The sequence below is a fragment of the Thalassovita litoralis genome, assembly GCF_900182725.1.
In the GTDB taxonomy this organism is placed as follows: domain Bacteria; phylum Pseudomonadota; class Alphaproteobacteria; order Rhodobacterales; family Rhodobacteraceae; genus Thalassobius; species Thalassobius litoralis.
On record NZ_FXTO01000017.1, the window covers coordinates 22292 to 47939 of the forward strand.

Here is a 25648-nt window from a genome sequence, read left to right on the forward strand (position 1 = left end):
GTTATCTCTTCCTTCTCGGTACATTCGGTGGCGGCCCCCGTTGAGGCGCCGAAATCTCGCCGTCTTCTAGGGGCAGAAAGGCAAGGGTGCAAGCGCGAATCCCGCGTCAAAGCGGGGCATTTGGCCCTGTTTGGCGCTTCTGCGTTGCAGCACCGGCAGCAAAGACCGCAGCCCGCGCCATACGCGGCGGCCCAGAACCGTTCACAACGAAAAAGGGCGCTCTGTCGCCAGTGCGCCCTCCATTTGTTTGTCCATCACTTAGTTACAGGCCGCGACTGCCCGTTTTGTCATGACTTTCACCAGATGCGCCCGATAGGCTCCGGTGCCGTGCAAGTCACCGATCATATCGTCCCCGGATAATGACAACCCATCAACAGCGTCGGGCGTGAAACTGCCGGACAAAGCCGCTTCGGCCTCGGACCAGCGGAACACGCCATCATTGCCCGCGCCGGTGACGGCCACGCGAACCCCATCAGCGTATTGCGCCACGAACACCCCAACCAGCGCAAAGCGCGAGGCAGGCTGTTCAAACTTCTGGTAATTGGCCCGTTGCGGAATGGGGAACCGGACTGCGGTGATGATCTCGCCTTCGTCCAGCGCCGTTGAAAACAGGCCTTGGAAATAATCATCCGCAGCAATTTCCCGCGCATTGGTGACGATGGTCGCCCCTGATGCCAGCGCCGCTGACGGGTAACAGGCGGCCGGATCGTTATTGGCTAGACTGCCGCCCACGGTGCCACGGTTGCGCACAGCCGGATCGCCAATCCCCCCGGCCAAAGCTGCCAACGCCGGATAAGCCCCGGCATTGGACGCCACGACAGCGTGGGGGGTCGCCCCGCCCAACGTCAGCGTCGCCCCATCAGAGGACACCCCGACCAGATCGGCAATCCCGCCAAGCGAAACCAGCTTTGATGGCATCGCCAGCCGTTGTTTCATCGTCGGCAACAGGGTTTGCCCCCCACCCAGCGCCTGCGCGTCTTCTTCGCGCAGAGCCGCGATGGCCTCGTCCACGGTGGCGGGTTTCACGAACTCGAAATTATACATGGTTTTGTTCCTTTCCTGTCCGGTCTTAACCCTGCTGCATCGCCGCCCACACGCGGGACGGGCTGACGGGCATGTCGATATGATCCACGTTGTAACCACCGCGTTGCAGCGCGTCGATCACGGCATTGACCACCGCAGGCGGGCTGCCAATCGCCCCGGCCTCGCCGCAGCCTTTGACGCCCAGCGGGTTGTGGGTACAGGGCGTCTGACACGAATGGTCCACGCTGAAGGATGGCACGTCAGAAGCCCGCGGCATCGCATAATCCATGAACGACCCGGTCAAAAGCTGACCGTTTTCATCGTAAACGGTATTTTCCAGCAAGGCCTGTCCGATCCCCTGCGCCACACCGCCATGCACCTGACCGGCCACGATCATCGGGTTGATCACGTTGCCAAAATCATCCGCAGCGGTGAAGCCAAGGATATCCACTTTGCCGGTGTCGGGGTCCACTTCGACCTCGCACACATAAGCCCCGGACGGATAGGTGAAATTCGACGGGTCATAGAACGCCGTTTCCTCCAGCCCCGGTTCCAGACTTTCCAGCGGATAGTTATGCGGCACATAGGCCGCCAGGGTCACATCGCCCCATGCCACCGATTTGTCGGTGCCAGCCACGCTGAATTGTCCGTCTTTCAGTTCAATATCAGCCTCGGACGCTTCCAGAAGATGCGATGCGATCTTTTTCGCCTTGTTGATGATCTTTTCGGTCGCCCGGACCATAGCCGAGCCACCCACCGCGATAGACCGCGATCCATAAGTCCCCATCCCCATCGGGGTCTTGCTGGTGTCGCCATGCACGATGTCGATCAGGCTGACATCAATCCCGATCATTTCCGACACGACTTGGGCAAAGGTGGTTTCATGCCCCTGCCCGTGGCTGTGGCTGCCGGTAAACACGCTGATGGACCCGGTCGCATTCACTCGCACGGTGGCGGATTCATACAGGCCCGCCCGCGCGCCCAACTGCCCCACAAGGTTCGACGGCGCGATACCGCAGGCCTCGATGAAATGGGCCAGCCCATACCCACGCAGCTTGCCCCGCGCCTTGGATTCCGCCGCCCGCGATTCAAAATTCGCGTAGTCGGTCATTTCCAGCGCCTTATCCAAGGTCGCATCATAGTTGCCGGTGTCATACATCACCGCCACCGGGGTCTGATACGGGAACTGATCGGGCTTGATGAAATTCAGCCGCCGCAGCTCTGCCGGGTCCATCCCAATCTCGCGCGCAGCTTTATCAATCACGCGTTCCAATTGATACGTCGCCTCGGGTCGCCCAGCGCCGCGATAGGCATCGACGGGAACCGTATTGGTGAACACGGCCTTTACGTTCACATAAACCAGCGGCGTGGTGTAGTTCCCCGCCATCAGCGTGCCATGCAGCCACGTTGGGATAGACGGCGCAAAGGTCGACAGATACGCGCCCATATTGGCATAGGTGTCGGTACGCACGGCGGTGAACTTATGGTTTTCATCCATCGCCAGTTCGATTTTCGTCACATGGTCGCGCCCATGCGCATCCGAAATGAACGCCTCGGACCGGGAGGAGGTCCATTTCACCGGACGGTTCACCACTTTGGCGGCATAGGTCACGAATGCTTCTTCGGCATAGTGATAGATCTTCGACCCGAAACCGCCGCCCACATCCGGGGCCACAACGCGCAGCTTATGTTCGGGGATGCCCAGCACGAAGGCCCCCATCAGCAGTCGGATCACATGCGGGTTCTGGCTGGTGGTATACAGCGTATATTCATCATTGGCGCGGGAATATTGCCCCACGGCCACGCGCGGCTCCATCGGGTTCGGCACCAGACGGTTGTTGGTCAGCTCCAGCGTGGTGACATGATGCGCCGATTTGATCGCCTGATCCACGGCTTCGCGGTTTTCTTCGACAAAGCCCCAGTCGTAACACAGGTTGCTGGTCAGATCGTCATGCACCTTGGTGGCACCATCCGCCAGCGCGTCCTTCATGTTCAGGACCGGCTCCAGCTCCTCGATGTCGACCTCGATCGCCTCGACCGCATCGCGGGCCTGTTCGGCGGTTTCGGCCACGACAACGGCAATCGGGTCGCCCACATGGCGGACTTTACCTTCGGCCAGAATGGGGTGTTTGGGTTCCTGCATCGGCTGGCCGAAACGGTCTGTCACCTGCCATCCGCAGGGAATGCCACCGGCCTGCGCAAAATCCGCAGCGGTGAAAATTTTCACCACCCCGTCCATCGCTTCGGCGGCGCTGGTGTCAATGCTGTTGATTGTGCCATGCGCCACGTCCGAGCGCAGAAAACAGGCATAGGTCTGCCCGGCAATATTGATGTCGTCGGTGTAGTTGCCGACCCCGGTCAGAAACCGGATATCCTCGCGGCGCTTGGTGCTGTCGCCGATGCCTCCGTCTTTGGGCATGTCTGGTCCTCCCTGTCCTTGTGTTATTCTGCTGCGATGGCGCCCACGTCCTGCCCGGACGCCGCCATGATTGCCTTGACGATGTTATGATACCCGGTGCAGCGGCAAATATTGCCTTCCAGATAGTGACGGATTTCGGTTTCCGTCGGCTTGGGGTTGTCCTTCAACAGCGCTGCCGCAGACATCACCATGCCCGGCGTACAGAACCCGCATTGCAACCCATGATGATCCTGAAACGCCTGTTGAATGGCATTCAGCGTGCCATCCGGCGCAGCCTGTCCTTCGATGGTGGAAACATCTGCCCCATCGGCCTCGGCGGCCAGCATGGTACAGGATTTCACGGCTTTTCCGTTCACATGCACGACACAAGCGCCGCATTGGCTGGTGTCACAGCCCACATGAGTGCCAGTCAGCCCCAGCGTGTCACGCAGGAATTGCACCAGCAGCGTGCGCCCTTCGGCGTCGCCCGAACGGGTCTTGCCGTTCACGGTCATTGTGATTTTGGTCATTTGGTCCTCCCTAATGCGATTGCTTGGATCAGCCGCCGAACATACGTTTCAGCAGGCTTTTCTTGGCGGGTGCCTCTGTGGTTTCGGCATTTTCTGCCGGGTCAGCTTCGGGCGCTTCGGCGGGGGCTGCGTTCCCCTCGACCTCGGCCTGAAAGCATTCAAAAAACTGATCGGCCATTTTTTTCGCGAAACTGTCGATGATCCGGCTGCCCAGTTGCGCCAGCTTGCCGCCCACTTTGGCGTCCACCTCGTAATGCAGCGCGGTGCCTGCGCCGTTATCGGCCAATGTGACCCGTGCGCCGCCTTTGGCAAAGCCAGCCGCGCCGCCCTTACCTTCGCCGCTCAGCGTCAGGCTTTTGCCTTCGACAATATCGGACAGCGTGACCGCCCCCTTGAAGGTCGCCTTTACCGGCCCGACCTTCTGCACCACCGTGGCCTCGAACCCATCTTCGGCAGAGCCGGTCATTTCCTGACAGCCGGGAACGCATTCCTTTAGCACATCCGCAGACAATAACGCCTGCCAGACAGCGGCGCGGGGGGCGGCGATTTCGCGGGTATCCTTCAGTTCCATTTGGGGTCTCCATGTCCGTCTGCCGATTTAGGCAGGTTTCAGGGGCCGTGCGCTATTCGACCAAAGCAGGGGGTCAGCGCAAAGCAGGGGGCGAATAGGTCAGGCCATAGCGGGCGAAAATCGCGGCAATCCGGCCATCCTGCATGGCGGCGTAAATCGCGTCATCCACCGCATAAGCCAATGGTTTATAAGCAAAATGAGAAGCAACACCGATGGTCCAGCGGGCCTTGGCAAATCCGGGCAAGGGCGGTGTGTGCAGGTCCAGCGCATCGGTCAGGGCAAATTCCAGTTCGGCCTGCGGTCCCATCGCGGCCATGCTGTCCCCACGCGCCAATGCGCCCATCGCCTGCGTATAATCCGCATAGCGTTGCACATGCTGGCCCAACTGACCGCCCGGAAAAGCCGACAGATAAAAATCCGCGATCGAGTCATTTTCCACCGCGACACTATCGAACCGGAAATACGCGGGAACAGGCGGATCGTCAGGATAGGCATCTTTGCGATAGGCGATTGCCACCTGTTCCACATGATATTGGCCGGTGAACACGACCTGTTCCACCCGACAGGTAAATTCGCTGTCATAGGGAACGTGCAACATCACATTGGCGACGGCCCCGCCCACAACCGGGCCTTTCCACACCCAGTTACGCAAATCCGCCTCCAGCGTTTCGCCCGCAGTCACCAGTTTGAATCGCGGTTCCACACCAATATCCGCCGCAATCAGGCGGGCGATGTCGATATCCACACCAGTGATTTCGCCGTTTTGTTCAAATGACCACGGCGGGAAGTTTTCATAGGCGGCAAAGGTCATGAACCCCTGCGCCTGTATTGCATCCAGATCAGCCCCAACCACATCGCGCGCGACATTCTGGGGTTTAGGTTGGGGCACATAATCACCGCACCGGGCAAGGGATGGGGAACCTGCCAAAAGTGCCAGACTTGTCACAAGTCCGAGGGAGAGGAAATTTGCGATCATGTGCCCCCCTTTTTCCGCTTAATGCGCTGCGGAAAGGCCGATTGTCAGCGCCTCGGCGGCGGCATGATAATCGGGGTTTGCGCCAGAAATCAGATGGGCCGCGCGATAAGCCACGCTGTCAGCCAGCGGCGCCCCCGATCCGGTTTCCACCTGATCGGCAATGGATTGCAATTCGCTGTGCAGCGCGGCGGTATCCCCTGCACCGCCTTTTGCCATGTCCGCCAGTTGATCGCGGATTTCCTTTAGACGGGTGGAGAATTCATCCAGTTCGCCATCATCGGGGCGCGTTTCAATATAGGTGCGAATGGCCCACGCGGCTTTCTGACCCAGCAGTTCCCCAAAAGCGGGCATCTTGGTAATCCCGTTCTGGGTATATCCTGTCTGGAACCGTTCCACGAACCATTCATCGCCGTATTCTTCGGCCTCCAGATACCGCAGATCGGGGGCCAACCCGCCCGACACCGCACCCAGCCCATGACAGCGGGCGCAGTTCTGGTTATAGCCGCTGGACCCAATGTCCACCGCCGTCTGCCAAACCTGATCCCCCTGACTGCGGTATGGGTTTTCGCTCAGCCATTCTTCGCCCACATCAGGCAGGGCATCGGTGTTCACCGGCTGCGGCGCGACATCCCCATGCGCCAGCGCCATGCCAGCCACAGCGATCAGCCCCAGAGCGGTGACAGTCATGCGTTTCATTTGTGAAATCCTCCCGGTCGCTTGGTTTTGAAGGCACTTAAACCGCAACTTGCCGACAGGGATATTCGACCTTGGTTCAATCCCCCGCAAAAGCAAGACTTTGGTCGAATGGCGGGGGGCTGTCCGCTGGTTCTACGCTTTCCCCAACAGGGAGGACGGAACATGAAACGGCTGTTATGCAGGGCCGCTGTGCTGGCGCTATCGGTCTGTGTGGGGGCGCAATCCGCGTTTGGCGACGTTTCCTTGCGCATCGCCTATTTGCGGCACGAACGGACCCACCCGCCGGTTCTGTCCAACCTGTCCCCGATCCCCGACGATCTGGGCATTGCCGGGGCGGAACTGGCGCTGAAGGACAGCCAGACCACAGGCAAATTTCTGGGTCACAGCTATGAATTATCGGTGATCAGCGTCCCCCCCGAAGGCAATGTCATCCCCGCCGCGTTGGGGGTGCTGGCGGGCAGCGATCTGGTGCTGCTGGATATGCCCGCCCCGGATGTGCTGGCGGTGGCGGACCTGCCTGCGGCACAGGCAGCACTGTTGTTCAACGTCACCGCCCCGGATGATGCGCTGCGCGATACCGATTGCCGGGGCAACCTGTTTCACACCCTGCCCAGCCACGCCATGCGCACCGATGCGCTGATGCAATTCATCATGTCAAAACGCTGGTCCGATCTGGCGCTGATTCAGGGGGCGCACCCCGAAGACGCGGCCTTTGCCGCCGCGCTGGACCGCAGCGCCGCCAAGTTCGGGTTGAAAATCGGCCCCCGCAAAACATGGACCTTTGACGCGGATATGCGGCGGAACGCAGCCCAAGAGGTGCCGCTGTTCACGCAAGATCTGGGAAAATACGATCTGTTGCTGGTCGCGGACGAATTAGGCGATTTTGCCCGCTACATCCCCTATAACACATGGCTGCCCCGCCCCGTGGCCGGATCGGCGGCACTGGTTCCCGTGGCGTGGGATCGGGTGGTGGAACAATGGGGCGCGGTGCAGATGCAAAACCGTTTCCACGATCAGACAGGCCGCGACATGCACCCCGAAGATTACGCCGCATGGGCCGCCCTGCGCGCACTGGCCGAAGCCGCCACCCGGACCGGGCAATCCGACCCGGCGACCCTGCGCAGCTATTTGCTGTCCGATGCGTTTCAACTGGCCGCGTTCAAGGGCCGCCCGCTGTCGTTCCGCCCGTGGAACGGACAATTGCGCCAACCCATTCCGCTGATCAGCGGCGATGCAATGGTGGTCCAGGCCCCCTTGCCCGGCTTTCTGCATCAACGCTCGGAATTGGACACATTGGGCCGCGACGCGCCCGAAACCACATGCAAGGCATTCCAATGAAACACTGTTTACTGCCCCTCTTTCTGGCGCTTTGCGCTGCCCCCGCCGGGGCCGAGGAAATCTGGATCACCAATGAAAAAGACAACACAATCAGCGTGATTGACGTGGCAACGCTGGCGGTTACGCGCACCATCCCCACCGGGGAACGCCCGCGCGGGATCACCTTTAGCCATGATTTCAGCCGGGTGTATATCTGTGCCTCGGACAGTGACACGGTGCAGGTGATGGACCCGACCACCGGGGCGGTTCTGCATAACCTGCCCTCGGGCGAAGACCCGGAACAATTCGTGCTGCACCCCAATGACCGCCATCTGTATATCGCCAACGAAGATGACGCGATCACCACCGTTGTGGATACCGAAACAAGACAGGTTATCGCCCAGATTGACGTGGGCATTGAACCCGAAGGCATGGCCGTATCCCCCGATGGAACAATCGCCATCACCACATCAGAAACTACCAATATGGCGCATTGGATCGACACGGAAACTCGCCAGATCGTCGCGAACACGCTGGTCGATGCCCGCCCGCGTCACGCCGAATTCGCCGCGCATGGCACGCAGCTATGGGTCAGCGCGGAAATCGGTGGCACGGTCAGCGTGTTTGACGTGGCCAGCAAAGCCGAAAAGGCCAAGATTCATTTCAAGGTCAAAGGCGTTCACCCCGACCGGGTGCAGCCCGTTGGGTTTGAATTCACCGCCGATGAAAAAACCGCCTTTGTCGCGCTGGGACCGTCGAACCATGTGGCCGTGGTGAACGCCGAAACCTTTGAGGTAGAGGAATACATCCTTGTCGGTCGCCGGGTCTGGCATATGGCGTTCAACGCCGACAAATCCCTGTTGTTCACCACCAATGGCGTCTCTGGCGATGTCACCGTGATCGACGTAGCCAGCCGCAAACCCATGAAAACCATCAAAGTTGGCCGCTTCCCCTGGGGCGCGGCGCTGCGCCCCTGATCCATGAAAGGACACCCTATGAAAGCCCTGATGATATTGGCCGCCTGCGCCCTGCCCTTTGCCGCATTGGCCGAAAGCGAAGGGCCAAAATTCGGCATGGCCGGGTTGTTGTCTGCCAAAAACAAACAGGACTTGCCCCCCATCACGCTTAGCGCCGGAATGCCGCTGGCCGATGGGCCTTGGGTTCTACAATCCGGCACCTATTACGAATTTGAAATTCAGGGCGACGGCAGTCAGGAACTGGCGCTGATCGGGCCGGAGTTTTTTCGCGCGATCTGGATTGATGAAATCGTGGTCGAAGGATTGGAAATCCGCCCCCTTGGGTTGGACAGCGTGGAATTCGATGAAGCCGGGGAAATGGAAATCGGGTTTATCGCCATCAAACCGGGGCGCTATTACCTGAAGGTGCCGGGCAGCACCGGCGACACGCAGCGGTTGGAGATTACCATTCAGTGAGCGGCCTTTCCGTCCAGTCCCTGTGCTTTACCTACGGCGCCAAACAGGCGTTGGACGGGGTCAGTTTTGACGTGGCTCCGGGGGAATTTTGTGCGCTTCTGGGACCGAATGGCGCGGGTAAATCCACGCTGATGTCCCTATTGACCCGGCTGTTTACCACCCAACAGGGGCGTATCAGGGGTGCGGGGCATGATCTGGCCCGCACCCCGCGCAAGGCCTTGGCGCAGATCGGCGTTGTGTTTCAGCAAACCACGCTGGATCTGGATTTATCGGTCTATCGCAACCTGTCCTATTTCGCGGCGCTGCACGGTATTTCCGGGCGCGAGGCTCATGATCGGATCATGGCGGCGCTGGAACGGCTGGACATGGCGGACCGCGCCCATGAACGCGCCCGCGATCTGAACGGTGGGCACAGGCGCAGGACGGAAATCGCCCGGTGCCTGATCCATCGCCCCTCGGTGCTGTTGCTGGATGAACCCACGGTGGGGCTGGATGCCGCAGCCCGCCGGGCAATCACCGATCACGTTCACGACCTGACCAGCACCGAAGGGCTGACCGTGCTTTGGGCCACCCACCTGAGCGACGAGGTGCGCGATAGCGACCGGCTGATCGTCTTGCATCAGGGGCGCATTCTGGCCGATGGAAACTGTGGTGCCTTGCGCGGGCCAACGCCTCTGCCCGATTATTTCCTGACCCTGACAGGAGCCAGCGCATGACGGCCTATCTGACCGCCCTATACGCCATCACCCTGCGCGAGGCGCTGCGCTTTACCCGTCAACGGGGCCGTTTTGTCGCTGCACTGGTGCGCCCGCTGGTGTGGCTGGTGGTGTTTGCCGCAGGGTTTCGCGCCGCGTTGGGTCTGTCGATTACGCCGCCCTATCAGACCTATATCACCTATGACATTTACATCGTGCCGGGGCTGTGCGGCATGATCGTGCTGTTCAACGGAATGCAAAGCTCGCTGTCGCTGGTCTATGACCGGGAAATGGGATCTATGCGGTTGTTGCTGACCAGCCCCTTGCCGCGCTGGTGGCTGCTGACCTGTCGGCTGATTGCGTCCACCGTGATTTCCTGTTTTCAGGTCTACACCTTTCTGGCCATTGCCGCGCTATATGGCATTACCTTTCCGCTGCTGGGCTATATTGCGGTGCTGCCTGCGCTGGTGTTGGCGGGGGTGATGCTGGGGGCGCTGGGGCTGGCGTTATCGTCCACCATATCGCAATTGGAAAATTTTGCCGGGGTGATGAATTTCGTGATCTTCCCGATGTTTTTCCTGTCCTCCGCCCTGTATCCGCTGTGGAAAATGGCCGAAAGCTCTGCCCTGCTGCATGACATCTGTGCGCTAAACCCATTCACCCACGCGGTCGAGGTGATCCGCTTTGCGCTCTATGCCCAGACGAACTGGACCGCGGCGGGATGGACCTGTCTGGCGGGGGCAGTGCTGATGGGGCTGGCGCTGTGGGGCTATGATCCGGCGCGGGGATTGTTGCAGCGCAAGGGATAGGACCAAAGTCGTAAGACCATACAACGCTGCGGGGAAACCGGGTTTTGCGCTATGCTATCCGCAAGGAGGAGCGCCATGAAACCCATGATCCTGATTGCCATGCTTGGCATTGCCACGCCTGCCCTTGCACAGGATGACGATCCGGGCGGGGTGTTGAACCCGCAGGACACCGGATTGGGCCGGGTGATGCGCAACGTGGACGAAGGCGTGCTGGACATGACCACCTGCGCCACGGGCTACTACATCACCAAATCCGGGCGGCACGCGCTGGCGCGCAAACTGTTCGAGGCCTGCGCCGCCGCTGGCTATACCGGCGCAATGACATGGATGAGCCAGTTGGATAACAACGGATTGGGCGGCGAATATGACCCCGACGCCGCCGCCGATTGGGACCGCCGCGCCGCCAATGCGGGCGATCCGGTGGGCAAATTCAACTACGGTCTGGACCTGCTGCGCGGTCATGGCGTGGCACAGGATACGGCACGGGGCCGCGCCTATGTGGATCAGGCCGCACGCGACGGGCTGGACATCGCCCAACGCCTAAAAGGCGCGGGGTATGATCTGGACGAGGTAACGCCGGACGCCGACAACTGGAAATATGCGCCGCTGTTTTAACAGATTGGCTGAAACGCCCCATCTACGACCAAAGTCGTAGATGTTTTTACGACTAAAGTCGTAGTTAACCAACTGGATTTATTGATCTTTATCAACAAACAGACAGAACCACAGAAGCTATCTTCATGGCAACCCCAATTCAGGAGACACCCATGAAACACGCCCCCCTTTATCCCCTGTTCGCCGCCCTTCTGGGCCTGTCCGCCCTGCCCGCGATTGCCAGTGATGCCACGTTCGAGGCAGTGAAAATCAGCGCCGGGGAACAGCTATTCGCCGCCGAATGCCGCCGCTGTCACGCCACGGATGCGCAGCATGACAGCTATGGTCCACCACTGGAAAACGTGATCGGACGGGCAGCAGGCAGCTACCCTGATTACGATTATTCGGTTGCGCTGGAAGCATCCGGCATTGTCTGGACGGAACCCGCGCTGCGGGCGTGGATGGCGGACAATCAGGGCTTCATGCCCGGCACGAAAATGCGCCATGTCGGGATCACCGATCCCACCGTGCAGGATTTCATTCTGGCCTATCTGCGATCCATCACCACCCGCGACGGCAAGGCCATCGACAACTGAGTCTGCACCACCCCCGGCCATTCCGGTCCGGGGGTGGTTTTGCGCGCAAATTCAACACCATCACAGCATGGACAAACCTGCATCCAATACTTTAAGATTGATCAATAACCAACTGATATAACACAATACGGCTAATGTTCATCGGCGCTCAACCTACCCTATTCAAGGGTCTTACGACCTTTGTGCAATTTCGCCGCACCCCTTGCGCTTAAATAATGCCTCCAAGCCTTAGCTGCGTCCGATCGGAAGGCGCTTGGGCTGCGCATAACACCCAAGGGAGGACACCGATGAACCGGTTCATACTGACGGTCGCCGCAAGTTTTCTGGCAGCCACCACTGCCATTGCAGGCGTGACCGAGAACGATCTGAACACCGACCAGACCAACACGACACAGGTGGTCACAAACGGGATGGGACGGCATTTGCAGCGCTACAGCCCGCTGGAAACCCTGAACAAGGAAACCGTGAAAAACCTGATGCCCGCGTGGGCGTTTTCGCTGGGCGGCGAAAAACAGCGCGGACAGGAAACCCAGCCGCTGATTTATGACGGCGTGATGTATATCACCGGGTCGTATTCGCGGCTGTATGCGATTGACGTACATACCGGCAAGGAACTGTGGCAATACGATGCCCGCCTGCCCGAAGGTATCCTGCCCTGCTGTGACGTGATCAACCGGGGCGCTGCGATTTTTGGCGATAACATCTATTTCGGCACGCTGGACGCGCGTCTGGTGGCGCTGGATCTGAAAACCGGCGATGTGAAATGGCGCAAGAAGATTGCCGATTACAAGGCCGGGTATTCCTATACCGCCGCCCCGCTGGTGGTGGATGGCAAGGTGATCGTGGGCAACTCTGGCGGTGAATTCGGGATTGTCGGCACGGTTTACGCCTATGACGCCGCGAACGGCGATCTGGTTTGGACCCGCCCCATGATCGAAGGCCACATGGGGACGCTGAACGGCAAAGAATCCACAATGACCGGCACGCTGAACGCAACATGGCCGGGCGATATGTGGAAAACCGGCGGCGGCGCGACATGGCTGGGCGGATCGTATGACGCGGACACCGATACGCTGGTGTTTGGCGCGGGCAACCCGGCCCCGTGGAACAGCCACCTGCGCAATGCAGGCACCCCGACCGAGGGCAACAAGGGCGACAACCTGTATGCCGCCAGCCGCGTTGGGATCAATCCGGCAAACGGGGAAATCAAGTGGCACTATCAGACCACCCCACGCGAAGGCTGGGACTATGACGGCGTGAACGAAGTCGTCGCCTATACCGACCGTTCGGGGAACAAGCGTTTCGCCACGGCAGACCGCAACGGGTTCTTTTATGTGCTGAACCGCGAAGACGGCAAATTCGTCCGCGCCGCCCCGTTTGTCAAAGACATCACATGGGCCAGCGGGATTGATGACACCGGCCGCCCGATGTTCAACGAAGGCAACCGCCCCGGAAATCCGTCCGCCTCGGCCGATGGGAAAAAGGGCGAGGTGATCTTTGCCTCTCCGTCGTTCCTGGGGGGTAAGAACTGGATGCCGATGGCGTTCAGCCAGAAAACCGGGAATTTCTATGTGCCATCGAATGAATGGGGCATGGATATCTGGAATGAACCGATCACCTATAAGAAAGGCGCCGCCTATCTGGGGGCCGGGTTCACCATCAAGCCCAACTACGAGGATCACATCGGGTCGCTGAAAGCGATTGACCCCGACACCGGCGATTGGAAGTGGGAATATAAAAACGATGCCCCGCTGTGGGGTGGCGTGATGACCACCGCAGGCGGTCTGGTGTTCTTTGGCACCCCCGAGGGCGAGTTTATCGCACTGGATGACGAAACCGGCGAAAAGCTGTGGTCGTTCCAGACCGGGTCCGGCATCGTGGGACAGCCCGTGACCTGGGAAATGGATGGCGAACAATATGTTTCGGTCGTGTCCGGCTGGGGTGGCGCGGTGCCGCTGTGGGGCGGCGAAGTCGCCAAGAAGGTGAACTACCTGAACCAGGGCGGCATGGTCTGGACATTCAAGCTGCCGAAACAACTGGCGATGCAATAAACCACCGCACAACCTGAACAGATCACGCGCGCCCTATCCGGGGCGCGCGTTTTGCTATACGACCTTTAGGTATATAGGCCCGTGGCGGCCCGTTTGTTACCGTTTGTTAGCCCTTTTCCATGACAGCAGCACAGACAGCGCGAATGACAGCCATGAGACCCCAGCACACATATATTGGCCGGACCTTTGAAACCGCCCTGATCGTCGACGATCACCCCCTGTTTTGCGACGCCTTGTCGATGACGCTGCGATCCAGCGCGGGGATTGGCCAAATCGACACGGCGGCCACGCTGGAACAGGCGATTGATCATATCGCGGCGCAGGGGGCGCCCGATGTGGTGGTGCTGGATCTGAACCTGCCGGATGTGAACGGGCTGGACGGGCTGGTGCGCATTCGCAATGCAACGGACAGCCCGATCGTGGTGGTGTCGTCAATGGCGGACAACCGGGTGATCAGCGGCGTGATCCATGCCGGGGCAAACGGGTTTGTCCCCAAGCACAGCCAGCGAGAGGTGTTTCAGGCCGCGTTCGACGTGTTGCGCAATGGTGGGATTTTCATTCCGGCGGGTTATGTGTTGCTGGACCGTGCCGCCAGCCCCAATCAGGCCGACACGCTGGAACGGCTGGCCACGCTGACCAATCAGCAAGCCCGCATTCTGCAACTGATCTGCGAAGGCAAGCTGAACAAGCAAATCGCCTATGACCTGTCGATTGCCGAAACCACGGTCAAGGCGCATGTCACCGCCATCATGCGGAAGCTGGGGGTCCAAAGCCGCACGCAAGCTGTGCTGATCGCCAAAGAGGCGAGCTTCACCAGCGTGTTGCAAGACCGCGCCTGAGGCGCGTACCATCCGTCAGGTTACCAAGGGGAGGAGTACCTGATGCAACAAAGCAGCGACCTTTCGGGGGCGCTGGTTCGGGCGTGCGAAACCGGGGGACCGGATATCGTGCGCTCGGCCTGTGTAGAGGCTGCTGCGCCGGATGCGCTGCGGCAGCTTGCCCTGCATCTGCGGCCAAAGGATTTGGAACTGGTGATCCTGTTCGTGTCCCCTCATGCGGATATTACAGCGGTGGCGGCAGACGCCGCCCGCGTCTTTGCCCCTGCGCGGGTGATCGGCTGCACCACCGCCGGGGAATTGTGCAGTCAGGGCTATTCCGAGGGGCAGATCGTCGCCGTGGGCCTGCCGCGCGAACATTTCTGCGCCCGCACCCTGCTGATCCGCGATCTGGACGATTACGACCAGCAAGACCTGATCGGCGATCTGATCCGGGGCCGCAACGACATGGCCCGCGAAACCCCTGACTGGATGTCGGAATGCGCGATGCTGCTGGTGGACGGGCTGACCATGCACGAGGACGAGCTGACCGCGCATCTGTCGATGGGCGTGGGTCCGGTGCCGCTGTTTGGCGGCAGCGCGGGCGATGGGGATCGGTTTGAACGCACCTTTGTGCTGCATGACGGTGTCGCTTATCGTAACGCGGCCATCGTGGTGCAATTGCGCACCGATTGCGAAATCGAGGTGTTCAACACCGACCACCTGCGCCCCACCGAAAAGCGCATGGTCGTGACCGGCGCAGACCCGGCCCGCCGGATCGTGCATGAAATCAACGCCGAACCCGCCGCCCGTGAATATGCGCGGATGCTGGGCAAAGACCCCGAACAACTGACCACGTTCACCTTTGCCGCGCATCCGGTTGTGGTGCGGATTGGCGGCAAACATCATGTGCGGTCCATTCAGCGGGTCGAACCGAATGGCGATCTGGTGTTCTTTTCCGCCATTGACGAAGGGGTGGTTCTGACGCTGGCGGACTCGACCGATATGGTACAACATCTGGAAGGCCAGCTAGCGGCGCTGAATGAACGTGGCAAACCGGATTCGATCATCGCCTTTGACTGCGTTTTTCGCCGGATGGAGGCCGAGCAACGCCAACAGGCCGGGCAGCTTTCCAATCTTTTGGCGCAATATAATGTGGTGGGCCTGTCCACCTATGGCGAACAGATCAATTCGCGCCATGTGAACCAAACGCTGACCGGCGTTGCCATCTATCCCCCAAAGGCCTGACTGCCATGACCCCGGACCTGATCGACAGCAACGATTCACTGGAACGGCAGAACGAAAAACTGCTGAGAATCGTGTCCACCCTGATGCGGCGGGTGGAACAGGATATTGATTCTTCGGGCGTGGCCTATACCCAGTTTCAACGCGCCGTGATGCTGGAGGACGAAGTTCGCGCCCGCACCCGCGATTTGGGCCGGGCGCTGGACCTGTTGAATGAATCCAACGCCAAGCTGGCGATTGCCAATCAGGAAACCGAAGCCGCCCGCGCCGATCTGGCGAATGCGATTGAAACGGTTCAGGAAGGCTTCGCGCTGTTTGACGCCCGCGAAAAGATGGTGATGTGTAACAGCCGCTTCGGGATGCACATGGGCGACATCCGCGAGGCGCTGAAACCGGGGCTGAGTTTTCGTGATTATGTGCGCAAGATCAGCCAATCGCGCTATTTATCCCTGCCCCCCGGTGAAACCGCCGCCACATGGGAAGCCCGCCGGATGGAGCGGCACAAGGACAGCAGCGTGATTTTCAATGTGCGCCTGACCGGCAAGCGTTGGATTCAGGTCAGCGAACATCGCACCGCCTCGGGTGGGACGGTGATCTTGCAAACCGATGTGACAGATATTGTGCGGCTGGAACGGCAGGAACGCGAACGGCTGATTGACGATCAGGCGCGGCTGATCCGGGCCACGCTGGAACATCTGCGCCAGGGCGTGTGCATCTTTGACAGTTTCGGGCGGCTGGTGGGCTGGAACCACCGGGTCAGCGAATTGCTATCGGTGCAGGTGAAGCGGTTCCAACTGGGCAGCAAATTTGCCACCATCGTGGATCATTTCCGCCAATCTTATACGTTTTCGGACGGGATCACCCCGGATTATATCGTCCAATGGTCCGAAGAAGAGGACACCCCGCGCATCCCGCTGTCCTTTGAAATTCAGCGCGGGCTGGATGTGACGCTGGCGGTGTTCATGCAGGAAATGCCCGACAAGGGGTTCGTGATCAGCTTCACCGACATCACCGCCGAACGCGCCGCCATCCGCGCCATGACCGAAGCGAAAGAGTCGCTGGAACATCGGGTTTTTGAACGCACGCTGGAACTGGAAGACGCGCTGGCCGAGGCAGAGCGCGCCAATGCGTCCAAATCCCGGTTTGTGGCAGCGGCCAGTCATGACCTGTTGCAACCGCTTTCGGCGGCCAAGCTGTATGTCGCATCGCTGGAAAATGACATCACCGACGCGGAACCCAAAACCCTGCTGAGCAAGGCCAGCAACGCCTTGCAAAGCGTGGAAAATATTCTGGGGGCATTGCTGGATATTTCCAAACTGGATTCCGGGCTGGCTCATACGCATATTTCCAACGTCAATCTGGGCATGATGCTGCGGCAACTGGACGATGAAATGCGTCCGACCGGCGTGGCCAAGGGACTGGATTTCCGCGTGGTCCATACCCGCGCCGAAGTATCCAGCGATGCCACCTATTTGCGGCGTATCCTGCAAAACCTGATGTCAAACGCGCTGCGCTATACCGCGCGGGGCAAGGTGCTGGTGGGGTTGCGCCACCTGCCCGGCAAGGTCCGGGTCGAGGTGTGGGATACCGGCCCCGGCATCCCCGAAGATGAACAGGACCGCATATTTGGCGAATTCCAGCGCCTGAACGCCACCGCCAGCGCCGCCGACGGTATGGGGCTGGGGCTGGCGATTGTGGACCGGGCCTGTGCCTTGCTTCAGCATCCGCTGATACTGCGGTCTGAACTGGGGCGCGGCACGGTGTTTTCCGTGGAATTGCCGCTGGCGCGATCACAGCCCACCCAACCGCAACCGGCCGGGTTCGGGTGCCGCCCCCTGCCCTATGACGTCAGCAATCTGGTGGTGTTGCTGATCGAAAATGATGACGAGCTGCGCAACGCGCTGACGATCACGATGGAACAATGGTCTGTCGATGTGCTGACCTGCAAAAGCGGCCAAGAGGCGCTGGACCTGCTGGACGAAATCGACATGGCCCCGGATGTGATCGTGGCGGATTACCAACTGGACGATGGCGAAGACGGGCTGGATGCCATTCGCCGCCTGCGCGACCGCTGCGGCATGGTGCCTGCCTGTATCATATCGGCCAATCGTTCAACGGAACTGGTGCAGGACTGCGCCCAAAGCGGCCTGCCCCTAATGTATAAACCGATTGAACCGGCGCAGCTTCGCAATTTCCTGCGCCATCCCGCACAGGTGTGATTGCGGCCCCTTCACCGCAAAAAGCGCGCTTTAGAACTCACTGGGGATCAGGATGGGCTGCCCTGAACCGGGCCAATTCCCGTTCAGACGGATTTTGCCCGGTATAGGTTTTGACATAGTCGGGCATCCGCTCCATCCGCGTTGCCATATCCTCTTGTACCTGAAGCGAGATATAGCCGATCTGCACCAGATACACCGTTCGCGCGCGGACATCGGCCTCTTTGTGGTCAAACCCGAAGCGGATGAACATGCGTTGGATCGCATCCAGCCGCACCGCGTCAGCGGCATTGACCCGCGCGGCAACCGCTTCGTCCTGATGCGCCCAGCCCCGCACGGCCAGATCGAACCGCGACCGGAACGGGCCATCATCCAGAAAGATGCCAATCAGGTTCAGCACCGCTTCGGATATGGTTTCGGCATAGGCTTCGGTCGCGGCGACAAGGCTGCCGGTGTTGGTGGTTTCCCAGCGTTCCAGCAGCGCATCCAGCAGCGCGGCGCGATCTTTGAAGAACCAGTAAAAACTGGTGCGGGACAGGTCCAACTGGCTGGCAAGTGGCTGGATTTTCACCGCGTCCAGACCGGAATCAACAAACGCATTTTGCGCCGCGTCCAGCCACAGGTCTTTTGATCCGCGCCACCCGGTTGCGTTTTCGCCTGATGCATCTGTTTTTGCCTGTGTCATGGCCTTGAACTTACGCGGTTATTTTAGGTTTCGCAATAAAATAGACAGCAGTGAATGAAAACTTGACAGATATGTACATTATCTGGAATCCTCTTTTCAACAAGACGGAGCATCCCATGTCCAACGATCCCCTACTTCAGCCCTATCAGTTGAAACACCTGACCCTGCGCAACCGGATCATGACCACCAGCCATGAACCCGCCTATCCCGAAGACGGGATGCCCAAGGCGCGTTATGCCGCCTATCACGCGGAACGCGCCAAGGCCGGTGTGGCGCTGGCCATGACCGCAGGCAGCGCCGCCGTGTCCAAGGACAGCCCGCCGGTGTTCAACAACATCCTGGCCTACAAGGACGAGGTGGTGCCGTGGATCAAACAACTGACCGATGCCTGCCACGATCATGGCTGTGCGGTGATGATCCAGCTCACCCACCTTGGCCGCCGCACCGGATGGAACAAGGGCAACTGGCTGCCGTCGGTTTCGTCGTCCAAACACCGCGAACCGGCGCACCGCGCCTTTCCCAAACTGGCCGAGGATTGGGATATCGAACGCATCATCACCGATTTCGCAGATGCCACCGAACGGATGAAGGCCGGGGGCATGGACGGGATCGAATTGCAGATCTACGGGCACCTGCTGGATCAATTCTGGTCGCCCATCACCAACGATCTGGATGGCCCCTATGGCGGGCAAACGCTGGACAGCCGAATGAAGATGCTGATGGATGTGCTGGGCGGCATCCGCAAACGCGTGGGCGATGATTTCATCGTGGGGGTTCGCTATACCGCCGATGAAATGCAGGATCGCGGCATCACCCCCGAAGAAGGGATCGAAATTTCCAAGCGGCTAAAAGACAGCGGCATGGTGGATTTCCTGAACGTGGTGCGCGGGCGCATTCACACGGACCCGGCGATGACGGATATGATCCCGGTTCAGGGCATGAAAAACGCGCCGCATCTGGATTTTGCTGGCGCGGTGCGGGCTGCCACGGGAATGCCCACCTTCCACGCGGCAAAAATCCCCGATGTCGCCACGGCGCGCCATGCCGTTGCCTCGGGGCTGCTGGATATGGTGGGGATGACGCGGGCGCATATGGCCGATCCGCATGTGGTGCGCAAAATCATCGAAGGGCGCGAGGATGATATTCGCCCCTGCGTTGGCGCCACCTATTGTCTGGACCGGATTTATCAGGCGGGCGAGGCCCTGTGCATCCACAACGCCGCCACGGGCCGCGAACTGTCCATGCCGCATGACATCACCCCGGCAGAGACCCGCAAAAAGGTGGTGATCGTCGGCGCAGGCCCGGCAGGGCTGGAAGCCGCCCGTGTTGCCGCCGAACGTGGCCATGACGTCACCGTGTTCGAAGCCCAGCCCGATCCCGGCGGGCAAATCCGCCTGACAGCACAAAACCCGCGCCGCCGCGAAATGATCAGCATCATCGACTGGCGCATGGCCCAATGCGCGGCCCGTGACGTGGAATTCCGCTTCAACACTTGGGCCGAGGCGGATGACATCACCGCCCTGAACCCCGATGTGGTGGTGGTCGCCACCGGCGGGATGCCCAATGTGGAACTGTATGAAACCGGCAAGGATCAGGATCTGGTCACGACCGCATGGGACATCATCGCGGGCGATGTGAAACCCGGCCAGAACGTGCTGATCTATGACGAAAGCGGCGACCACCCTGCCCTGATGGCCGCTGAAACCGCCGCCAATGCAGGCAGCAAGGTCGAGGTCATGACCCCAGACCGCGTATTTGCACCGGACATCATGGCGATGAACCTTGTGCCCTATATGCGCGCGCTTCAGGACAAGGATGTGACATTCACCGTCACCCGCCGCCTGTTGGATGTCAGCCGCGATGGCAATCAGCTAAAGGCGAAAATCGGCACGGATTACAGCGATTTCACCAGCGAAAAGACCTATGATCAGGTAGTGGTGAACTATGGCACGCTGCCCTTGGACGATCTGTATTTCGATCTGAAACCGCTGTCATCAAACGGGGGCGCGGTGGATTACGATGCCCTGATCGACGGACAGACACAGGACGTTGTGCGCAATGCAGACGGCGCGTTCAAGCTGTACCGCATCGGCGATGCCGTCAGCGCCCGCAACACCCACGCGGCAATCTATGACGCGCTGCGCCTGATGAAGGACATCTGACATGCGCAGCACCAAAACCGTTCACGTCATTTCCTGCCATGCCGAGGGCGAAGTTGGGGACGTGATCGTGGGGGGCGTTACCCCGCCCCCCGGTGCAACCCTGTGGGACCAACGCAAATGGATTGCGCAGGATGAAACCCTGCGCAATTTCGTTCTGAATGAACCGCGGGGCGGTGTGTTCCGGCATGTAAATCTGCTGGTGCCGCCCAAACACCCGGACGCCGATGCCGCCTTTATCATCATGGAACCCGAAGACACCCCGCCCATGTCCGGGTCCAATTCCATCTGTGTGTCTACCGTGTTGCTGGATGGCGGGATCATTCCAATGGTGGAACCCGTCACTGAACTGACGCTGGAAGCCCCCGGCGGGCTGGTCCGGGTGCGGGCCGATTGTGCGAACGGTAAGGCGCAGCGGATCACCGTGCAAAACCTGCCCTCTTTCGCGCAACATCTGGATGCAAAGTTAGAGGTCGCGGGACTGGGCACGATTACCATCGACACCGCATTTGGCGGCGATAGTTTCGTGCTGGTCGACGCCCCCGCGCTGGGATTTTCGATCACCCCCGACGAAGCCGCCGATCTGGCCCGCCTTGGTGTGAAAATCACCAATGCCGCGAATGAACAACTGGGGTTCAGCCACCCCACCAATCCCGATTGGACGCATATCAGCTTTTGCGGGTTCGTGACGCCGGTGCAAAACGGCCAGACCCGCCACGCCGTTGCCATTCAGCCCGGCAAGATTGACCGGTCCCCCACCGGAACCTGTGTTTCCGCCCGGATGGCGGTCATGGCGGCGCGGGGGCAAATGGCGGTTGGCGATGGGCTGGAATGCCGCTCTATCATCGACAGCCGATTTGACGGGCGCATTGCGGGGACTGTCGACCTGAACGGAACCCCGGCCATTATCCCTGAAATATCAGGGCGGGGCTGGATCACGGGCATTCATCAACACATGCTGGACCCGGATGACCCGTGGCCCGGCGGATATAAACTCAGCGACACTTGGGGGGTAAAATGAAAATTGGTATCCTTGGAACCGGCACAATCACCAGCGCCGTCGTGCGTGGCATTGCGCAGGATGACCACCAGATCACCGTATCCAACCGCAGCGCAAACAGGGCGCGGGCGCTGTCAGAAACCTTTGCCAATGTGCTGATCGCGGATAATCAGGGCGTTCTGGACCAAAGCGATGTGGTGATCGTGGGGCTGATGGCCGATGTGGGGCGCACGGTTCTGCCTGACCTGACGTTCCGCCCGGATCAACAGGTGATTTCCGTGATGGCCGGTGTCCCGCTGGACGAGGTCGCCACGCTGGTCGCCCCCGCGCAGGGGGCTGCCGTGATGATGCCCTTTCCCGGTATCGCGCAGGGCGGCAGCCCGCTGATGATGCAGGGCGATGCCGATCTTGTGGGCCGATTGTTTGGCGACCGCAATACCCTGTATCCGCTGAAAAACGCCGAAGAACTGTCGGCCTATCTATGTGCGCAGGCCGTGCTGTCGCCCGTGGCGCGAATGGTGGACGATGCCGCGCAATGGCTGGCGGACCGGGTAGACGATCCCGCACAGGGCGAAGCGTTCCTGCGTGTTCTTGTGACCTCCAGCCTGCACAACACCCCGGCGATTGAACTGATTTCCGCACTGAACACCGAAGGCGGCTATAACCAGCGCCTGCGTCAGCATATGGAAACCGCAGGGACAGGCGCGGCCCTGACCGAAGGCCTGAACACGCTGGAGCGTGACGCGTGAGCCTGCCGCATGTCTTTGCCCCGCTGCAATTGCGGCACAAGACGCTGAAAAACCGGATCGTGTTCGGGGCGCATACGGCGAATATGGCGCAGGATGGGCTGCCGGGCGATCAGCATCTTGGTTATTATCTGGAACGCGCCCGTGGCGGGGCGGCGATGATCACGGTGGAACCCATGCCCGTGCATCCCGCCGCCGTGCTGACGCGTGGCAATTTCCGGGTGGGGTCTGATGACGTGATCCCCGGCTTTCGCCGCATCACGGATGCCTGCCATGCCCATGACACGGTGATGATCCAACAGCTTTACCACGTTGGTGCGCATGGTGATTGGGACAATAGCTGGCACGCGCCCTGGTCGCCCTCGGGCGGGCCAAGCTACCATGACAATGACGGCAGCCACCCGATGACCGCGGCCCAGATCGAGGAAACCATTCAATCCTTTGTGGATGCCGCGATCCGCTGCCAGAAAGCGGGCTTTGACGGGGTCGAGGTCTGGGCTGCCTACAACTGTTTGCTGGATCAGTTCTGGTCGCCCTTTTCCAATCAGCGCAGCGATGACTGGGGCGGAAGCCTTGAAAACCGCACCCGTTTTTCGCGCGAGGTTTTGCGCCGTATCCGCGCCGCCTGTGGCGATGATTTCATCATCGGCCTGTCCGTGTCCGACGATCAGGACACCGGCGTTTTCCCCACGCAGGACGAATTACTGACCATCCTGCGCCTGCATGATGATGCGGGTTTGATGGATTACATCACCGTCGGCGCAGGCAGCTATGTGGATTTTCAAAAGATCATCCCCAGCTTTCAATACCCCGAAAACCTGACCGCCGATCTGACCGAGCGCCTGAAGGCCGCCAGCCTGTCTGCCGTCATTATTTCCGAGGCCGGCATTCGCACTCCCGAAAATGCCAATATCCTGCTGGGGGCCGGACAGGCCGATCTGGTGTCCATCGTGCGCGGGCAGATTGCGGACCCTTATTTGGTATCCAAGGCCGAACAGGACCGGACCGACGACATTCGCGGTTGTCTAAGCTGCAATCAACAATGCTGGGGCCGTCGCGGGCGGGATTACCACATTTCCTGCCTGATCAACCCGTCTGTTGGGCATGAATATCTGTGGGGCGGCGATACGTTCACCCAAACGGAACACCCCAAATCCGTCCTGATCGTCGGCGCGGGGCCTGCCGGGCTGGAATGTGCGCGGGTGGCGGCGGAACGCGGCCATCGCGTGACATTGGCCGAGGCCGCCCCCGATCCGGGTGGGCAATTCCGGTTGGCCGGGCTGCAACCCCGGCGCGGACAGATCACCGACCTGATCGCGTGGTATAGCCGCCAGTTGGAAAAACTGGGCGTCGATCTGCGGTTCAACACCTATCTGGAAGCAGACGAGATTGCCGCCATCGGTGCCGATACTGTGGTTCTGGCCACTGGCGCCCTGCCTGCGGAAACCGGGTTCCAAAAGACCCTGCCCCATGTTCCCGAATTGCCGGGAATAAACCGGGGCAATGTCTGGTCTGTGCATGACGTGATGGAGCGCACGGCGCGATTGGGTCAACACGTTCTGTTGCTGGACGAAGGCGGACATTGGCGCGGGGTCGGCACCGCCTGGCATCTGGCACAGGCCGGGCATCAGGTGACGGTGCTGACGCCCGACGCGATGGTAGGCCGCGATCTGGCCCGCATGGCGTCCGATTTCGGGGCACGGCAGGCCTTGGCGCGGTTGGGGGTGCGGTTCGTCTGCGAAAGCGCGATTACCGAATGGACCGGCACCGGCGCGGATTGCGTATCCCTGCTGACGCAAGAGCCATTCCAGATCACCGCCGATGCGCTGGTGCTGTCCACCACACCGCGGGCGGATCATTCCCTGCCGGATGCGCTGCATGATATGGGGATGGTCCCGCTGTTGATCGGGGATGCACAAGCCCCCAGATCAGCCGCCGCCGCCATATATGAGGGGCGAAAACTGGGACTGTCGCTTTGATCAAAACCCCCGGCCCTGATATGGGCCGGGGGTTTCGCATTACAATTCGACCTCGACCCGGCCAATCGGGTTGGAACAGCAGGCCAGAATATAGCCGTCTTCGATCTCTTCCTCGGTGATGCCGCCGTTGTGGACCATCACCACCTCGCCGGATAGTTTGCGCACCTTACAGGTGCCACACAGGCCAAAGGTACAGCCCGACGGGATCGGCAAATGCTGCGCCCGTGCCATTTGCAGCACCGTATCGGTTTCACGGCACACGACCGATTTCCCGGACTTGGCAAAGACGATTTCCGCCTTGGCGTCATCCTCGGGAACCACGTCGTCAAACTCGGTCATTTCGGCCTGCGTTTCCGCCGGGGCCGCAAAGGATTCCTGATGATAGCGGTCCATGTCAAAGCCCAGCGAGTTCAGGATTTCCCGCACGGCTGTCATGAAGCCTTCGGGACCGCAGCAATAAACGTCACGTTCCAGATAATCGTTGCACATCAGGCCCAGCATGAGCTGATTCAACTGCCCGCGATAGCCCGTCCAGACCTCGTAAGGATCGGAATCTTCGACCACGAAATGCAGCTTCAGCCCCGATGCCCGCCCGGCCATGAATTCCAGCTTGCGGCGGAAAATCAGGTCCAGCGGACGCTTGGCGCATTGGACAAAGCAAATATCCGGCGATTCCCCACGTTCAAACAGGGTGGACGCCATCGACATCATCGGCGTTACGCCGGACCCTGCGGAAATGAACAGGTACTTGCCTTCGGGCCGGGGCGGCAGATGGAACAGCCCAGCCGGACCATAGGCGCGTATCTGCATTCCCGGCGTCAAATGGTCCAGCATCCAGCGCGTTCCCACCGAACCGGGCTGTGCCTTTACCGTGACCGTCAGATAGGCATTCGTCACCGGCGAGGATGAAATCGTATAGGTCCGCTGCACATTGCCGCCCGGCACCGGCAGGTCCAGCGTGATGAATTGCCCCGCCTTATAGACAAAGGTTCCCCCCGATGGCGGACGGAAGGCAAAGGTTTTGACATCCGGTGCCTCGGGCAGGACGGCCACGCATTCCAATGGCTCTGCGTCGGTCCAGACCGGGGTGGTTGCGGTTGGCATTGGGATCATG

Annotated in this window: 23 protein-coding genes; 15 read left to right on the top strand and 8 right to left on the bottom strand. The window is 60.2% G+C overall.

The window, feature by feature from the left end; genetic code table 11:
- Window positions 1-258: 258 nt before the first annotated feature.
- From FN828_RS12940 to pedF, 6 genes are all read right to left on the bottom strand, one after another.
- Complete coding sequence (locus FN828_RS12940) at window positions 259-1044, bottom strand: FAD binding domain-containing protein (RefSeq protein ID WP_142493895.1); 786 nt, start codon at window positions 1042-1044, stop codon at window positions 259-261.
- A 25-nt stretch (window positions 1045-1069) separates the two neighbouring features.
- A complete protein-coding gene (locus FN828_RS12945) occupies window positions 1070-3442 on the bottom strand; it encodes a xanthine dehydrogenase family protein molybdopterin-binding subunit (RefSeq protein ID WP_142493896.1) in 2373 nt (790 codons plus the stop codon).
- Window positions 3443-3465: 23 nt separating this feature from the next.
- Window positions 3466-3951: a (2Fe-2S)-binding protein gene (locus tag FN828_RS12950; RefSeq protein ID WP_142493897.1), complete on the bottom strand. Its 486-nt coding sequence runs from the start codon at window positions 3949-3951 to the stop codon at window positions 3466-3468.
- A 28-nt stretch (window positions 3952-3979) separates the two neighbouring features.
- A complete protein-coding gene (locus FN828_RS12955; RefSeq protein ID WP_142493898.1) occupies window positions 3980-4522 on the bottom strand; it encodes a CoxG family protein in 543 nt (180 codons plus the stop codon).
- A 73-nt stretch (window positions 4523-4595) separates the two neighbouring features.
- Window positions 4596-5498 (bottom strand): substrate-binding periplasmic protein, encoded by a 903-nt coding sequence (locus FN828_RS12960; protein WP_142493899.1) that lies wholly within the window; start codon window positions 5496-5498, stop codon window positions 4596-4598.
- Window positions 5499-5516: 18 nt separating this feature from the next.
- Entirely contained in the window at window positions 5517-6194 is a 678-nt protein-coding gene (gene pedF, locus FN828_RS12965; RefSeq protein ID WP_142493900.1) for a cytochrome c-550 PedF, read from the bottom strand.
- A 162-nt stretch (window positions 6195-6356) separates the two neighbouring features.
- Here pedF and FN828_RS12970 point away from each other — a divergent pair, with 162 nt between their 5' ends.
- The 11 genes from FN828_RS12970 to FN828_RS13020 all read left to right on the top strand — a co-directional run bounded on the left by FN828_RS12970 (window position 6357) and on the right by FN828_RS13020 (window position 17968).
- Window positions 6357-7532: an ABC transporter substrate-binding protein gene (locus FN828_RS12970; RefSeq protein WP_142493901.1), complete on the top strand. Its 1176-nt coding sequence runs from the start codon at window positions 6357-6359 to the stop codon at window positions 7530-7532.
- A complete protein-coding gene (locus tag FN828_RS12975) occupies window positions 7529-8488 on the top strand; it encodes a YVTN family beta-propeller repeat protein (protein WP_142493902.1) in 960 nt (319 codons plus the stop codon). The genes FN828_RS12970 and FN828_RS12975 overlap by 4 nt, the downstream gene beginning before the upstream one ends.
- 18 nt (window positions 8489-8506) lie before the next feature.
- The gene (locus FN828_RS12980) at window positions 8507-8944 is read left to right on the top strand and encodes a hypothetical protein (RefSeq protein ID WP_142493903.1); all 438 of its coding nucleotides are present in this window, start codon (window positions 8507-8509) and stop codon (window positions 8942-8944) included.
- The gene (locus FN828_RS12985; protein ID WP_142493904.1) at window positions 8941-9660 is read left to right on the top strand and encodes an ABC transporter ATP-binding protein; all 720 of its coding nucleotides are present in this window, start codon (window positions 8941-8943) and stop codon (window positions 9658-9660) included. The genes FN828_RS12980 and FN828_RS12985 overlap by 4 nt, the downstream gene beginning before the upstream one ends.
- Window positions 9657-10448 (top strand): ABC transporter permease, encoded by a 792-nt coding sequence (locus tag FN828_RS12990; RefSeq protein ID WP_142493905.1) that lies wholly within the window; start codon window positions 9657-9659, stop codon window positions 10446-10448. The genes FN828_RS12985 and FN828_RS12990 overlap by 4 nt, the downstream gene beginning before the upstream one ends.
- Before the next feature lie 75 nt (window positions 10449-10523).
- Complete coding sequence (locus FN828_RS12995) at window positions 10524-11063, top strand: SEL1-like repeat protein (RefSeq protein ID WP_142493906.1); 540 nt, start codon at window positions 10524-10526, stop codon at window positions 11061-11063.
- 152 nt (window positions 11064-11215) lie between these two features.
- Window positions 11216-11638, top strand: a complete 423-nt coding sequence (locus tag FN828_RS13000; protein WP_142493907.1) for a c-type cytochrome — start codon at window positions 11216-11218, stop codon at window positions 11636-11638.
- Window positions 11639-11925: 287 nt separating this feature from the next.
- Complete coding sequence (locus FN828_RS13005; protein WP_142493908.1) at window positions 11926-13689, top strand: PQQ-dependent methanol/ethanol family dehydrogenase; 1764 nt, start codon at window positions 11926-11928, stop codon at window positions 13687-13689.
- 143 nt (window positions 13690-13832) lie between these two features.
- On the top strand, window positions 13833-14528 hold the full coding sequence (locus FN828_RS13010) for a response regulator (protein ID WP_408033805.1): 696 nt from the start codon (window positions 13833-13835) through the stop codon (window positions 14526-14528).
- A 42-nt stretch (window positions 14529-14570) separates the two neighbouring features.
- Window positions 14571-15752 (top strand): FIST N-terminal domain-containing protein, encoded by a 1182-nt coding sequence (locus FN828_RS13015; protein ID WP_142493909.1) that lies wholly within the window; start codon window positions 14571-14573, stop codon window positions 15750-15752.
- A gap of 5 nt (window positions 15753-15757) precedes the next feature.
- The gene (locus FN828_RS13020; RefSeq protein WP_142493910.1) at window positions 15758-17968 is read left to right on the top strand and encodes a hybrid sensor histidine kinase/response regulator; all 2211 of its coding nucleotides are present in this window, start codon (window positions 15758-15760) and stop codon (window positions 17966-17968) included.
- 37 nt (window positions 17969-18005) lie between these two features.
- Here FN828_RS13020 and FN828_RS13025 read toward each other — a convergent pair whose 3' ends face one another.
- Window positions 18006-18650, bottom strand: a complete 645-nt coding sequence (locus tag FN828_RS13025) for a TetR/AcrR family transcriptional regulator (protein ID WP_142493911.1) — start codon at window positions 18648-18650, stop codon at window positions 18006-18008.
- Window positions 18651-18766: 116 nt separating this feature from the next.
- Between FN828_RS13025 and FN828_RS13030 the strand changes: the two genes are divergently transcribed.
- From FN828_RS13030 to FN828_RS13045, 4 genes are read left to right on the top strand one after another with little or no spacing between them, the layout of a single operon-like run.
- Window positions 18767-20812, top strand: coding sequence for an NADH:flavin oxidoreductase (locus FN828_RS13030; protein WP_142493912.1), 2046 nt, complete (start codon window positions 18767-18769; stop codon window positions 20810-20812).
- Window position 20813: 1 nt separating this feature from the next.
- Window positions 20814-21830, top strand: a complete 1017-nt coding sequence (locus tag FN828_RS13035; RefSeq protein WP_142493913.1) for a trans-3-hydroxy-L-proline dehydratase — start codon at window positions 20814-20816, stop codon at window positions 21828-21830.
- Window positions 21827-22558 carry an NAD(P)-binding domain-containing protein gene (locus FN828_RS13040; RefSeq protein WP_142493914.1) on the top strand — a complete coding sequence of 244 codons (732 nt, stop codon included), beginning with the start codon at window positions 21827-21829 and terminating at the stop codon, window positions 22556-22558. The genes FN828_RS13035 and FN828_RS13040 overlap by 4 nt, the downstream gene beginning before the upstream one ends.
- The gene (locus FN828_RS13045; RefSeq protein ID WP_142493915.1) at window positions 22555-24534 is read left to right on the top strand and encodes an oxidoreductase; all 1980 of its coding nucleotides are present in this window, start codon (window positions 22555-22557) and stop codon (window positions 24532-24534) included. Before FN828_RS13040 ends, FN828_RS13045 begins: the two co-directional genes overlap by 4 nt.
- Before the next feature lie 39 nt (window positions 24535-24573).
- Here the strand turns inward: FN828_RS13045 and FN828_RS13050 are convergent, their stop codons facing one another.
- Entirely contained in the window at window positions 24574-25647 is a 1074-nt protein-coding gene (locus tag FN828_RS13050) for a hybrid-cluster NAD(P)-dependent oxidoreductase (protein WP_142493916.1), read from the bottom strand.
- Window position 25648 lies beyond the last annotated feature (1 nt).

Bases quoted from the DNA above. Each gene is read 5' to 3' on its own strand.
- FN828_RS12940 (WP_142493895.1), bottom strand. From the start codon at position 1,044: ATGTATAATTTCGAGTTCGTGAAACCCGCCACCGTGGACGAGGCCATC.
- FN828_RS12945 (WP_142493896.1), bottom strand. From the start codon at position 3,442: ATGCCCAAAGACGGAGGCATCGGCGACAGCACCAAGCGCCGCGAGGAT.
- FN828_RS12950 (WP_142493897.1), bottom strand. From the start codon at position 3,951: ATGACCAAAATCACAATGACCGTGAACGGCAAGACCCGTTCGGGCGAC.
- FN828_RS12955 (WP_142493898.1), bottom strand. From the start codon at position 4,522: ATGGAACTGAAGGATACCCGCGAAATCGCCGCCCCCCGCGCCGCTGTC.
- FN828_RS12960 (WP_142493899.1), bottom strand. From the start codon at position 5,498: ATGATCGCAAATTTCCTCTCCCTCGGACTTGTGACAAGTCTGGCACTT.
- pedF (WP_142493900.1), bottom strand. From the start codon at position 6,194: ATGAAACGCATGACTGTCACCGCTCTGGGGCTGATCGCTGTGGCTGGC.
- FN828_RS12970 (WP_142493901.1), top strand. From the start codon at position 6,357: ATGAAACGGCTGTTATGCAGGGCCGCTGTGCTGGCGCTATCGGTCTGT.
- FN828_RS12975 (WP_142493902.1), top strand. From the start codon at position 7,529: ATGAAACACTGTTTACTGCCCCTCTTTCTGGCGCTTTGCGCTGCCCCC.
- FN828_RS12980 (WP_142493903.1), top strand. From the start codon at position 8,507: ATGAAAGCCCTGATGATATTGGCCGCCTGCGCCCTGCCCTTTGCCGCA.
- FN828_RS12990 (WP_142493905.1), top strand. From the start codon at position 9,657: ATGACGGCCTATCTGACCGCCCTATACGCCATCACCCTGCGCGAGGCG.
- FN828_RS12995 (WP_142493906.1), top strand. From the start codon at position 10,524: ATGAAACCCATGATCCTGATTGCCATGCTTGGCATTGCCACGCCTGCC.
- FN828_RS13000 (WP_142493907.1), top strand. From the start codon at position 11,216: ATGAAACACGCCCCCCTTTATCCCCTGTTCGCCGCCCTTCTGGGCCTG.
- FN828_RS13005 (WP_142493908.1), top strand. From the start codon at position 11,926: ATGAACCGGTTCATACTGACGGTCGCCGCAAGTTTTCTGGCAGCCACC.
- FN828_RS13010 (WP_408033805.1), top strand. From the start codon at position 13,833: ATGACAGCCATGAGACCCCAGCACACATATATTGGCCGGACCTTTGAA.
- FN828_RS13015 (WP_142493909.1), top strand. From the start codon at position 14,571: ATGCAACAAAGCAGCGACCTTTCGGGGGCGCTGGTTCGGGCGTGCGAA.
- FN828_RS13020 (WP_142493910.1), top strand. From the start codon at position 15,758: ATGACCCCGGACCTGATCGACAGCAACGATTCACTGGAACGGCAGAAC.
- FN828_RS13025 (WP_142493911.1), bottom strand. From the start codon at position 18,650: ATGACACAGGCAAAAACAGATGCATCAGGCGAAAACGCAACCGGGTGG.
- FN828_RS13030 (WP_142493912.1), top strand. From the start codon at position 18,767: ATGTCCAACGATCCCCTACTTCAGCCCTATCAGTTGAAACACCTGACC.
- FN828_RS13035 (WP_142493913.1), top strand. From the start codon at position 20,814: ATGCGCAGCACCAAAACCGTTCACGTCATTTCCTGCCATGCCGAGGGC.
- FN828_RS13040 (WP_142493914.1), top strand. From the start codon at position 21,827: ATGAAAATTGGTATCCTTGGAACCGGCACAATCACCAGCGCCGTCGTG.
- FN828_RS13050 (WP_142493916.1), bottom strand. From the start codon at position 25,647: ATGATCCCAATGCCAACCGCAACCACCCCGGTCTGGACCGACGCAGAG.